12 protein-coding genes and 1 pseudogene are annotated in these 13,240 nt (G+C 39.3%); all 13 read left to right on the forward strand.

Going from position 1 to position 13,240, the window contains the following annotated elements:
- Nucleotides 1–363 precede the first annotated feature (363 nt).
- Nucleotides 364–1,170, forward strand: a complete 807-nt coding sequence (locus PAN06_RS02400; protein WP_269795498.1) for an alpha/beta hydrolase — start codon at nucleotides 364–366, stop codon at nucleotides 1,168–1,170.
- Between the two features lie 11 nt (nucleotides 1,171–1,181).
- A pseudogene (locus PAN06_RS02405) lies at nucleotides 1,182–1,277 on the forward strand (ADP-ribosylglycohydrolase); the annotation flags it as partial.
- A 206-nt stretch (nucleotides 1,278–1,483) separates the two neighbouring features.
- The gene (locus PAN06_RS02410; RefSeq protein WP_269795499.1) at nucleotides 1,484–1,954 is read left to right on the forward strand and encodes a hypothetical protein; all 471 of its coding nucleotides are present in this window, start codon (nucleotides 1,484–1,486) and stop codon (nucleotides 1,952–1,954) included.
- A gap of 188 nt (nucleotides 1,955–2,142) precedes the next feature.
- Nucleotides 2,143–2,982: an ADP-ribosylglycohydrolase family protein gene (locus tag PAN06_RS02415; RefSeq protein WP_269795500.1), complete on the forward strand. Its 840-nt coding sequence runs from the start codon at nucleotides 2,143–2,145 to the stop codon at nucleotides 2,980–2,982.
- 125 nt (nucleotides 2,983–3,107) lie between these two features.
- Entirely contained in the window at nucleotides 3,108–3,989 is an 882-nt protein-coding gene (locus PAN06_RS02420) for a diacylglycerol kinase family protein (protein ID WP_269795501.1), read from the forward strand.
- A 63-nt stretch (nucleotides 3,990–4,052) separates the two neighbouring features.
- Nucleotides 4,053–4,544, forward strand: coding sequence for a phosphoribosylanthranilate isomerase (locus PAN06_RS02425; RefSeq protein WP_020901360.1), 492 nt, complete (start codon nucleotides 4,053–4,055; stop codon nucleotides 4,542–4,544).
- 173 nt (nucleotides 4,545–4,717) lie between these two features.
- Entirely contained in the window at nucleotides 4,718–6,460 is a 1,743-nt protein-coding gene (locus PAN06_RS02430) for a glycoside hydrolase family 13 protein (protein ID WP_269795502.1), read from the forward strand.
- 119 nt (nucleotides 6,461–6,579) lie between these two features.
- Nucleotides 6,580–6,891, forward strand: a complete 312-nt coding sequence (locus tag PAN06_RS02435; RefSeq protein WP_049493738.1) for a hypothetical protein — start codon at nucleotides 6,580–6,582, stop codon at nucleotides 6,889–6,891.
- A gap of 553 nt (nucleotides 6,892–7,444) precedes the next feature.
- Complete coding sequence (locus PAN06_RS02440; RefSeq protein WP_269795503.1) at nucleotides 7,445–8,905, forward strand: aminotransferase class I/II-fold pyridoxal phosphate-dependent enzyme; 1,461 nt, start codon at nucleotides 7,445–7,447, stop codon at nucleotides 8,903–8,905.
- Entirely contained in the window at nucleotides 8,906–9,766 is an 861-nt protein-coding gene (gene speE, locus PAN06_RS02445; RefSeq protein ID WP_201059091.1) for a polyamine aminopropyltransferase, read from the forward strand.
- A complete protein-coding gene (locus tag PAN06_RS02450; RefSeq protein ID WP_269795504.1) occupies nucleotides 9,763–11,022 on the forward strand; it encodes a saccharopine dehydrogenase family protein in 1,260 nt (419 codons plus the stop codon). The genes speE and PAN06_RS02450 overlap by 4 nt, the downstream gene beginning before the upstream one ends.
- A complete protein-coding gene (gene nspC, locus PAN06_RS02455) occupies nucleotides 11,022–12,149 on the forward strand; it encodes a carboxynorspermidine decarboxylase (RefSeq protein WP_269795505.1) in 1,128 nt (375 codons plus the stop codon). Before PAN06_RS02450 ends, nspC begins: the two co-directional genes overlap by 1 nt.
- Nucleotides 12,146–13,231 carry an agmatine deiminase gene (gene aguA, locus PAN06_RS02460; protein WP_120718772.1) on the forward strand — a complete coding sequence of 362 codons (1,086 nt, stop codon included), beginning with the start codon at nucleotides 12,146–12,148 and terminating at the stop codon, nucleotides 13,229–13,231. Before nspC ends, aguA begins: the two co-directional genes overlap by 4 nt.
- Nucleotides 13,232–13,240 lie beyond the last annotated feature (9 nt).

Here is a 13,240-nt window from a genome sequence, read left to right on the forward strand (position 1 = left end):
CTTGCTAAATATTATTTTGACTGAAACTCTGTACAACAATTTAAAAATAAATGGTACTTATCTCTTGCTTGTAAAAGCCTGTATTGCTTTGGTGATGGCTCGTTTATCTATTTGCCCATACCCCAGTAAATCATTAAGGTGTTACTCTTATAATTTACTAAAATCAATTGATTTAATAAGCAATGGCCATCAATAGTCCTTTTAGAAATCGTTTCGGAGTATCTAATTAAAGTGCTAAAAGAAATGCAGCATTTCAGAGTATTGGTTTGTCCTATCAAGACATGTTGAGTGTGTAGGATTGCTTATTCAAACTGATTAAACAAGGATGTAGCTAGTGAAAATCCTACAGTAAGGAGTTTAAACATGAAATTCCATGAATTTGGGGATAAGAATTTACCTCCTATCTTACTAATACACGGTGGAGGCAGTTCTTGGTGGAATTATCTTCGTCAAGCACGTATCTTGTCAGAAAAATACCGTATTATTCTACCCACTTTGAATGGCCACGGCGAGGAATATCAACTTGATTATGTTTCTACTGAAGATTCGGCTTTGGAGATTCTAGACTATATCAAAGCAAACTGTGGTGGGAAATTGTTTGCAATCGGTGGTGTTTCACTTGGTGGTCAAATTGCCATGGAGCTTTTATCTTTAGATAGTGAAATTGCTGAGAAGGCCATTATAGACGGAAGCCTCTGTATTCCTCAACCAAGGTTAGCTAAAATCAGCATCTTTCTAGTGTCTCTATTTGGTAAATTGATGTTCAATAAATTCTCTTGCAAACTTCAGTTAAGCATGATGAATAAACTCTATCCTAAACTGGCTTATCCAGAGGAAATCAAAGCTTATTATTTGGAGGATCTGCCAAGGACGCCTGTCAAAACATTGGTGACCATTTACAAAACCTATATGGGGCATTACAAGTTGAAAGATATGATTTCTGCTAGCAAGGCTCAGGTTCTGTATATCTATGGTGAAAAAGAATTGAACTGTGTGAAAGAATCAGCGAAATTATTTCATCAGCTACATTCAAATACAATTTTGTATGAAGCAAAGGGCTATAACCACGGCTATTTATCAGCTTACCTACCTTATGAGTGGATTTGTTTGGTGGTGCCATTTTTAAAGAGTGATTCATTAGAAATGTTTAACGAATCTGATATGCCATAAGGAGGAAACGGATGCTAGGAGCAATAATTGGAGACATTGTAAACTCTGTTTACGAATGGAACAATATCAAAACGAAGGATTTTCCTTTATTTCTTGAGGATTGTTTTTCACGGATGATACGGTAAGTCCGAACCGCTGAATGTGTAAGCTTTGCTGGTCAAAGCGTAAAAAGAACTTAAGAAAGTATTGAAAAAAGGCTTTTGTCGTAATAGATATTTTAGTATTAGATCTAAAGGTAAAATATGTTAGGCAAAAAGTAGATTGGTGAGTTTGGAACAATGTCTCCTAGCATAGTTAGTAGTGGAGAAAAAAGATGATATGGACTAAAGAATATTTTTCTAAAATTGAATTTATTATCCATTGTGGTTGTGAAATTTTTGGTTATTTAGAGTGTAATCTGATAAACTCTGAACTGTCCTACCAAGAGTGTGGGAATACTGGAATAATCGTTTTTGAACATAGTCAGAAATTATCAGAGAAATCCTTATCTAAACTCATGAATTATACGCGACTTATTGATTTTGAGCAATATAGAAATAGGAATAATTCAAATAAGAATGATAAGGTTATCGGGTTTAGAGATGTTTTTTCGATAACTTTCAAAGGCTATAGTCAAGATGGACAAGCATTACTGATATATGAGATGGAATATGTTTACAAGGATTGGTACAATAGACCTGTTGATAACCTATACAGTTTTATCAGTGATACCTATTTTTCAGACTTTCAAAATAATAGATGTTTTATTTCTCACGGTCTGATGGCTGGTGTACTTCCATTTTAGGTATAATGCATAGCGAAATTAAATATAGTTATTTAAATTGTTTATATTAAGAATTATTAAGACTTTCAATTATATATCCTAACTTTAATTTAGAACTATATGAACTATAATTTTATTAGATGGACACCTATATATGTTGTAGGAACTTAGTTTATAAGGAACTAGAAATTTATAAATTATATCACAAGATGCTTGGAGCAATTGTTGGTGACATTGTCGGTTCTGTTTATGAATGGAACAATATCAAAACGAAGGACTTTCCTTTATTTCGTAAGGACTGTTTTTTTACAGATGACACGGTTATGACCTGTGCTGTTGCAGAAGCGATTATGAAAGGGGGACAAAAAGTCGACTTCATTGACGCCATGAAGAAATATGGCAGAATGTATCCGGATGCTGATTATGGTGCTCGGTTTAATGCATGGCTAAACAGCGATAACCGTGATCCTTATAATAGCTTTGGGAATGGATCAGCTATGCGTGTTTCTCCATGTGCTTGGGTCATGGACTGTGATGTCTATGAGAGAACCGGTACGTGGCCATCGTCTAGAGGACTTGCGAGTCTTTCTGCAGAGGTAACCCATAATCATCTAGAAGGTATTAAAGGTGCAATGGCTACAGCTGATGCTATTTTTCTATGTCGTTTTTACTTTGGTGGTTATTGTAGAGAATACGAGCAATCAATTAACGACAATCCTACGGAGTGTAAAAGACGGATTAAGGATTATATAGAGAAGGAATACGGCTACAATCTATCTCAAACTTTAGATGAAATCCGTCCTAACTATCGTTTTAACGAAACATGTCAGGAAACTGTCCCTCAAGCCATTATCGCCTTTCTTGAGAGTAGAGACTTTGAAGATGCGATAAGAAATGCCATCTCACTTGGTGGCGACAGTGATACTCTCGCTGCAATTACTGGTAGCATAGCCGAGGCAGCTTATGGTATTCCTGATTGGATAAAGGATAAGGCCTATTCTTACTTGGATGACCCCTTAAAAGATGTAGTTAGGCGATGGGAAAATTGAATAAAAGCGTATTAATCTCCAGTACGTCAGATTTCTCTTTTTTGTATTTTCATTGTATAATGGGAGTACATTTACTTGCATACGACGAAATGTAAACATTTCTATTTAAAATTAAGGAGAAATTAATGAAAAAGGCAATGTTAATTATCAACCCTACCTCTGGTGGCGAGAAGGCTTTGGATTACAAAGAAAAGCTGGAAAATAAAGCAAAAGAATATTTTGAGCACGTAGAAACCAAAATTACTGAAAAAGCGTTGGATGCAACACATTTTGCTGAAGAAGCTTCACGTGAGCAGTACGATGCAGTGGTTGTGTTTGGTGGAGATGGGACTGTCAACGAAGTCATTTCGGGTATTGCTGAGAGAGACTACATTCCTAAGTTAGGGATTATCCCTGGTGGGACGGGTAACCTCATTACGAAACTGTTGGAAATCAATCAAGACATCGATGGCGCAATTGACGAACTGGATTTTGATTTAACCAATAAGATTGATATCGGTAAAGCAAATGACAATTATTTTGGTTATATCTTTAGTATCGGTTCACTTCCTGAGGCGATTCACAATGTTGAAATCGAGGATAAGACAAAATTCGGTATTTTAGCCTATGCTGTAAATACTATGAAGTCTGTCATGACGGATCAGGTCTTTAACATTAAGGTCGAGACAGAAAATGGAAATTATGTTGGTGAAGCTAGCCATGTTTTGGTTCTCTTGACAAATTACTTCGCTGACAAAAAAATCTTTGAAGAAAACAAGGACGGCTATGCCAATATTTTGATTCTTAAAGATGCTTCTATATTCTCTAAATTATCCGTTATTCCTGATTTACTAAAAGGAGATGTTGTTGGTAATGATAATATTGAGTATATCAGAGCGCGTAATATTAAGATCTCTTCAGATAGTGAATTGGAGTCAGATGTTGACGGCGATAAATCGGATAACCTACCTGTAGAAATCAAAGTCCTAGCTCAGCGAGTAGAAGTATTTTCAAAACCGAAAGAGTAAAAGATAAAAATTAGTTTATTATTCACAACGAAATTAAGTTCTATATCAATGATTGGAGGAGGAATGAATTCTCTATTTGATGAATTTCGAACAATTTGTTCTCATTTAAACCAAATCGGAATCACACCGACGCTCATGGGGTCTTTGGGTTTTGAATACCGTTCAAATGAAGAATGGAGGCCGTCTGACATTGACATTCATGTGCCTGGTGATCCTAGAGGTTGGGAAGCACCTGATCATCTCAGAATTTATGAGTGGGACAAGATAATGAAAGTGATGAAACATTTAGGCTACGCCTTAATAGATATTCATGAACATGAATTCCAAAAAGATGGTCTGAGTGTTGAATTCGGAAGTATCGATTCTTTACCAGATTTTGCAGGAGTTTCGGAATCGGATATAGAGCTGATTCATCTCGATGACATCACTTTTCGCGTTCCAAGTTTGGAACAGTTTTTAAGCATTTACAAGGCTTCTTCCCAAGATTCTTATCGAAATGAGCACAATAACAATAAGGATTTTAAAAAAATAGAGTGGTTGCAAAGATATTTGTAAATCATCATTTGAAAAGTAGCAAGTTGTAAGACTGGCTACTTTTTTATTTATAGAACCAAACCACTAGAATCTACGGACAAGCCTTGAAAATAAAATACGAAAGTAGTATACTAGAATCACAATTATGAAAGCGTTTGCGTAAAATTGGAATTAAAACTCTAGGAGACAAATTAATGGAATTAAGTGCTATTTACCATAGACCTGAGTCAGAGTATGCCTATCTTTACAAGGATAAGAAACTTCATATTCGGATTAGAACTAAGAAAGGGGATATTGAAAGCATCAACTTGCATTATGGTGATCCTTTTATTTTTATGGAGGAGTTCTATCAAGATACAAAGAAAATGGCCAAGATAACTTCTGATGCCTTATTTGACCATTGGCAGGTTGAAGTGTCCGTCGACTTTGCACGTATCCAGTATCTCTTTGAACTCAAGGATACAGAAGGCCAAAGCATTTTGTATGGCGATAAAGGGTGTGTGGAAAATTCTCTAGAAAATCTTCATGCCATTGGAAACGGATTTAAGTTGCCTTATCTTCATGAGATTGATGCATGCCAGATTCCTGACTGGGTTTCAAATACGGTGTGGTATCAGATATTTCCTGAGAGATTTGCTAATGGAAATGCTCTATTAAACCCAGAAGGGACATTAGACTGGGATTCATCTATCACACCTCAGAGTGATGATTTCTTTGGTGGTGATTTACAGGGGATTATTGATCATCTGGATTACTTGCAAGACTTGGGCATTACTGGACTTTATCTTTGTCCGATTTTTGAATCTACGAGCAATCATAAGTACAATACGACGGATTACTTTGAAATTGACCGTCATTTTGGAAATAAGGAGACCTTTCGTGAGCTGGTCGAGCAAGCTCATCAGCGTGGCATGAAAGTCATGCTGGATGCTGTATTTAACCATATTGGTTCGCAATCGCCTCAATGGCAAGATGTTATCGAAAATGGTGAGCAATCTGCTTATAAGGATTGGTTCCATATTCAACAATTCCCAGTGACGACTGATAAGCTTGCTAATAAGAGAGACTTGCCCTATCATGCTTTTGGTTTTGAGGGCTATATGCCTAAGCTAAATACAGCCAATCCAGAGGTTAAGGAGTATCTTTTAAAGGTTGCGACTTATTGGATTGAAGAATTTGATATCGATGCTTGGCGTTTGGATGTGGCTAATGAGATTGACCATCAGTTTTGGAGGGATTTTCGTAAGGCAGTTTTAGCTAAAAAGCCTGATCTTTATATCCTAGGAGAAGTCTGGCATACATCTCAGCCTTGGCTAAATGGGGATGAGTTCCATGCAGTCATGAATTATCCTTTATCTGATAGTATCAAGGAGTATTTCTTACGAGGAATTAAGAAGACAGATCAGTTCATCGATGAAATCAATGTCCAATCTATGTATTACAAACAGCAGATTTCAGAGGTTATGTTTAATCTCTTGGATTCTCATGATACAGAACGTATTTTGTGGACGGCCAATGAGGATGTTCAACTGGTTAAATCAGCCCTAGCCTTTCTCTTTTTACAAAAAGGAACACCTTGCATCTATTATGGAACAGAGTTATCCTTGACTGGCGGTCAAGACCCAGATTGTCGTCGTTGTATGCCTTGGGAACGTGTATCAAGTGACAATGATATGCTGAATTTTATGAAGAAACTAATCAAGATTCGCAAACACACATCATCAATCATTCAGCATGGTAAGTATAGCCTTCAAGAAATCAAAGCTGATGTAGTAGCTTTGGAATGGAAATACGATGGACAGGTCCTAAAAGCAATATTCAACCAATCAAAAGAAGAGTATCTTTTAGAGAAGGAAACCGTAGCACTAGCAAGCAATTGCCAAGAATCGGAGAATCAGCTTGTCATCTCTCAAAAAGGATTTGTGATTTTTCATTAAAGAGCAATTAAGAGTGACAGGAAAATTGTAGTATAGAGAGCATTTTACAAACAGACTATTTGTCGTCTTGCTACAATTGGTATATAATTTAACTTAGTGAAAATAGGAGGACTAATAGAATGGAATTAAAAGATTTTACAGAAAAAGAACAGGAAATGATTAAGAAGGGGCTTACGACGTCTAAGATTAGTGACAAGGAAGCTGCTGAAAAGATTCTTGCGCTAGTACCACAAGACTTGATTAAGAGAATTCCGTTTTTTGTAAGAAAACATGCTACGACACGTACTATTAAACGCATTTCAATTGAACACCCTGAACTCTACGCTGCAGCTCAAACAAGTGGTGAAATACCAGAAAAAGAACGCGAAGAATTGCGCCAGATTATCACGACTATCTTTGAACAAAAGATGAATAAGCATAGTATTCGTTAAATACAAAATCTGAGAACTAGAGCTTTCTAGTTCTTTTTATATCCGCTTTCACATTATACAGTTTATAAAAACCTATATAAAACATTATATTTCCGAACGAAAGTAGATATTTTTTAAAAAAAGTACTTTACAGAATGTTGGAAGTATGATATAGTAATAAAGCTTAGAAAATGAGATGATGTTTTCTAGCAAATATAAACCCGAGTAAAAAACGCCTACGGACAGGCAGGGTTGAATGCCGAAGCGTGGTTGAAAAACCACATTATTGATAGGGTTAAAAGCCTACTTTTATAAGTTGATGTTAGGACACTTGTCCTAATTCATAAATTTTAGTGTGGTGAAAGCACACGTCATCTTGTGAAACGATCAATAAAGTACGTAATATTTGCTACTAGAGAGTTTGGAAACATCTGGAACAGACATACTCAACAGAAACAAACATAAAAACGTCAGAAGATTGCAGAGCAGGTGAAAACCTGCTCTTTTTTCATGAGTCAACCTTTAGTCGCCTTCGTCTTCTTGAAGCGCTAAAAATACGGTAAAGGAGTATGTCTTGAAAGAGTTAGATCAAAACCAAGCCCCAATTTATGAGGCCTTGGTGAAGTTACGCAAGAAAAGGATTGTTCCCTTTGATGTTCCAGGTCACAAACGCGGACGAGGGAATCCAGAACTTGTCGAACTGTTAGGTGAAAAATGTGTTGGAATTGATGTCAATTCGATGAAACCCTTGGATAATCTTGGTCACCCCATTTCGATTATTCGGGATGCAGAGGAGCTGGCAGCAGATGCTTTTGGAGCTAACCATGCTTTTCTAATGATAGGGGGAACAACCTCATCGGTGCAGACTATGATTCTGTCAACCTGCAAGGCAGGAGATAAGATTATTCTTCCTCGAAATGTCCATAAATCTGCTATCAATGCGCTGGTTCTATGTGGTGCTATTCCCATCTATATCGAGATGAGTGTGGATCCTAAGATTGGTATCGCTTTAGGTCTTGAAAACGACCGAGTAGCCAAAGCCATAAAGGACCATCCAGATGCCAAGGCCATTTTGATTAACAATCCTACTTACTACGGAATCTGTTCAGACCTAAAGGGGTTGACAGAAATGGCTCATGAAGCTGGCATGATGGTTTTGGTAGATGAGGCCCACGGAGCGCATTTGCATTTTACTGATAAACTTCCAATTTCTGCTATGGATGCAGGTGCTGATATGGCAGCAGTTTCCATGCATAAATCTGGTGGGAGTTTGACCCAAAGTTCGCTTCTTTTAATCGGGGAGCAGATGAATCCTGAATACGTACGTCAGATTATCAATCTTACCCAGTCAACATCCGCCTCTTATTTGTTGATGGCTAGTCTGGATATTTCGCGTCGCAACTTGGCTCTTCGAGGTAAAGAGTCTTTTGAGAAGGTCATTGAACTGTCTGAGTATGCTCGCCGTGAAATCAATGCCATTGGTGGCTACTATGCCTATTCAAAAGAGTTAATAGATGGTGTGTCGGTATGTGACTTTGATGTGACCAAGCTGTCAGTTTACACTCAGGGTATTGGATTAACAGGTATCGAGGTTTATGACCTCCTACGAGACGAATACGACATTCAGATTGAGTTTGGTGATATTGGCAATATCTTGGCCTATATTTCGATTGGTGACCGCATCCAAGACATCGAGCGCTTAGTTGGTGCTTTAGCTGATATCAAGAGACTCTACTCGAGAGATGGAAAAGATTTGATAGCTGGAGAATATATCCAGCCCGAGTTAGTGCTGTCTCCACAAGAAGCCTTCTATGCAGAGAGAAAAAGTTTGATCCTGGATGAATCTGTTGGACAGGTCTGTGGGGAATTTGTCATGTGTTACCCTCCAGGGATTCCAATCCTAGCTCCAGGTGAACGCATTACCCAAGAGATAGTCGATTATATCCAATTTGCCAAGGAACGTGGTTGCTCCCTCCAAGGGACGGAAGATCCTGAGGTCAATCACATCAACGTCATTAAGAGAAAGGAGAACTAGATGGATTTATGGTTTTCTGAAGTTCATACTCCAGATGTCAAATTGTCCCTGAGAACAGCCAAGCAACTCTACGCTGGTAAAAGTGAATGGCAGGATATCGAAGTCTTGGATACACCAGCTTTTGGAAAGATTTTGATTTTAAATGGGCACGTCTTGTTCTCAGATGCGGATGATTTTGTCTACAATGAAATGACGGTTCACGTTCCCATGGCTGTCCACCCAAATCCCAAGAAAGTCTTGGTTATTGGAGGTGGTGACGGTGGTGTTGCCCAAGTATTAACACTCTATCCTGAACTGGAACAAATCGATATTGTGGAACCAGATGAGATGTTGGTTGAGGTCTGTCGTGAGTATTTCCCAGATTTTGCCGCAGGGCTAGACGATCCTCGTGTTACCATTTACTACCAAAATGGGCTACGCTTTTTGCGAAACTGTGAAGATGACTATGATATTATCATCAACGATGCGACAGATCCCTTTGGCCATACGGAAGGGTTATTTACCAAGGAATTTTACGGTAATAGCTATCGAGCTCTTAAAGATGACGGTATCATGATTTACCAGCATGGGAGTCCCTTCTTTGACGAGGATGAGTCAGCTTGCCGAAGCATGCACCGCAAGGTCAATCAAGCCTTTCCAATCAGTCGAGTTTATCAGGCCCATATCCCAACCAGTCCAGCGGGCTATTGGTTGTTTGGATTTGCATCGAAAAAATACCACCCTGTCAAAGATTTTGACAAGGAAGGCTGGAAAAAACGCCAGCTTTTCACAGAATACTACACTGCTAACTTACACGTGGGAGCCTTTATGTTACCCAAGTATGTTGAGGATATTTTAGAAGAAGAGGAAGGAAAAAAATGAGTCGTTTACTAGTTATTGGTTGTGGGGGCGTTGCCCAAGTTGCTATTTCAAAGATTTGTCAAGATAGCGAAACCTTTTCAGAGATTATGATTGCTAGCCGTACCAAGTCAAAATGTGATGACTTGAAGGCTAAATTAGAAGGTAAAACAAGTACAAAGATTGAGACAGTTGCTCTTGATGCTGACAAGGTTGAAGAAGTGATTGCCCTGATTGAAAGCTACAAACCAGAAGCTGTTTTGAACGTAGCTTTACCATATCAAGATTTAACCATTATGGATGCTTGTTTGGCTACAGGTGTTCACTATATCGATACAGCCAACTACGAAGCAGAAGACACAGAAGACCCTGAATGGCGTGCTATTTATGAGAAACGTTGCAAAGAACTTGGTTTTACAGCCTACTTTGACTACTCATGGCAATGGGCTTATCAGGAGAAATTCAAGGAAGCAGGCTTGACCGCTCTTCTTGGTTCTGGTTTTGACCCAGGTGTGACTAGTGTCTTTTCAGCTTACGCACTTAAACACTATTTTGATGAAATCCACTATATCGACATTTTAGACTGTAATGGTGGTGACCACGGTTATCCATTTGCGACGAATTTTAATCCAGAAATCAATCTACGCGAGGTTTCTGCGCCAGGTTCTTACTGGGAAGATGGAAAATGGGTCGAAGTAGAAGCTATGTCAATCAAGCGCGAGTATGATTTTCCTCAGGTTGGACAAAAAGACATGTATCTCCTTCACCATGAAGAAATCGAATCATTGGCCAAGAACATTCCAGGTGTCAAACGCATTCGCTTCTTTATGACCTTTGGTCAATCTTATCTAACTCATATGAAATGCTTGGAAAATGTCGGTCTCCTTCGTACGGATACCATTAACTTTAACGGCCAAGAAATTGTTCCAATCCAATTTTTGAAAGCCTTGCTTCCAGATCCTGCCAGCCTTGGCCCACGCACTGTTGGTAAAACCAATATTGGTTGTATCTTTACAGGTGTCAAAGATGGCGTTGAAAAGACCATCTACATCTACAATGTCTGCGACCATCAGGAATGTTACGCAGAAGTTGGTTCACAAGCTATTTCTTACACGACAGGCGTTCCGGCTATGATTGGAACAAAATTGGTTATGAACGGTACTTGGAAACAACCTGGAGTGTACAACCTTGAAGAGTTGGATCCAGATCCATTTATGGAAGCATTGAATGAGTATGGTTTACCTTGGGTTGTGGTTGAAAATCCACAAATGGTGGACTAATGAAGCTAGAACAAGTACCAACGCCAGCCTATGTCATTGACTTAGCCAAGTTAGAAGCAAATTGTTGCATTCTACAATATGTTCAAGAAGAAGCTGGTTGCAAGGTTTTGCTTGCCCAGAAGGCCTATTCCCTCTACAAAACCTATCCCTTGATTAGCCAGTATCTATCAGGTACGACTGCAAGTGGTCTCTATGAGGCCAAGCTAGCTAGAGAAGAATTTCCGGGTGAAGTCCATGTTTTTGCACCTGCTTTCAAAGATTCAGACATGGAAGAATTACTTGAAATCACTGACCATATCGTCTTTAACTCAGAGAGACAGTTGCGTAAACATGGGGCCCGTTGTCGTGAGGCTGGTATCAGTGTAGGTTTACGTCTCAATCCTCAATGTTCAACACAGGGTGACCACGCGCTCTATGACCCTTGTGCACCTGGCTCCCGCTTTGGCGTAACTTCAGACAAGATACCGAGTGATTTGCTGGAATTGGTAGACGGTCTTCATTTTCATACCCTTTGCGAGCAGGGAGCAGATGATTTAGAAACAACTTTGAAAGCAGTAGAAGCGCAGTTTGGTCCCTACTTACATCAAGTCAAATGGCTCAATATGGGTGGAGGACATCACATCACAAGAGAAGATTACGATGTGGATTTGCTGATTTCAGAAATCAAGCGTATCCGAGAAACTTACAATCTTGAAATCTATATTGAGCCGGGTGAAGCCATTGCGCTCAATGCAGGTTATCTAGCAACTGAAGTATTGGATATTGTCGAAAACGGTATGGAAATCTTGGTTTTAGATGCCTCTGCGACCTGCCATATGCCTGATGTACTTGAGATGCCCTATCGTCCACCTTTGAGAAATGGCTTTGAGGCACAGGAAAAAGCCCATACCTATAGACTTTCTTCCAATACTTGTCTAACGGGCGATGTGATTGGCGACTATAGTTTTGAAAATCCTGTCCAAATCGGTGACAGACTCTATTTCGAAGATATGGCTATTTACTCATTTGTTAAAAATAATACCTTTAATGGTATTGGATTGCCAAGTCTCTATCTTATGGACGAGCAGGGTGAGTGCAGCTTAGTCAAAGCCTTTGGCTATCAAGATTTTAAAGGGAGATTATCATGATGGACAGTCCCAAAAAATTAGGCTATCGCATGCCAGCAGAGTACGAACCCCATCATGGTACCCTCATGATATGGCCGACTCGACCAGGTTCATGGCCTTTTCAAGGTAAAGCTGCTAAAGCAGCATTTAGCCAGATTATAAAAAACATTGCAAAAGGGGAAATAGTCTATCTTTTGGTGGACCAAGACTACTTAGCTGAAGCCCAATCCTATCTTGGAGACAAGGTTGTTTATTTAGACATTCCCACCAATGACGCCTGGGCGCGTGATACAGGTCCTACCATTCTTCTTAATGATAAAAGGGAAAAGTTGGCGGTAGATTGGTCTTTCAATGCCTGGGGTGGTGCTGTTGACGGTCTCTACCAAGACTATGAAGCAGATGACCAAGTAGCCAGTCGCTTTGCAGAAGTTTTAGAGATACCTGTTTATGATGCCAATCCTTTTGTACTGGAAGGCGGTGCAATCCATAGCGATGGTCAAGGAACCATTCTCGTGACTGAAAGTTGCTTGCTTAGCCCTGGTCGCAATCCTCATCTGACTAAAGAGGAAATCGAGAATACCTTATTAGAGAGCCTTGGCGCTGAAAAAGTTATTTGGCTTCCTTATGGTATTTATCAGGACGAAACCAATGAACACGTTGACAACGTTGCAGCCTTTGTTGGTCCTGCAGAGCTTGTTTTAGCTTGGACAGATGATCAAAACGATCCTCAGTATGCCATGTCAAAAGCAGATCTCGAACTCTTAGAAAAGGAAACAGATGCAAAAGGTCGTCCCTTCACCATTCATAAGCTTCCAATTCCAGCTCTACATCAAGTTGTAACCAAAGAGGATTTGCCAGGCTACATCTATGAAGAAGGAGAAGAAGAGCGATACGCAGGTGAACGACTAGCAGCTTCCTACGTAAACTTTTATATCGCCAATAACGCTGTCCTTGTTCCCCAGTTTCAAGATAAAAACGATCAAGTGGCCTTAGATATCCTCAGTAAGTGTTTCCCAGACCGTAAAGTTGTCGGAATTCCAGCCAGAGATATTCTCTTAGGTGGTGGCAATATCCACTGTATCACCCAACAAATCCCAGAATAGGAGAAAAAG

This window comes from Streptococcus sp. SM3 (genome assembly GCF_027497875.1).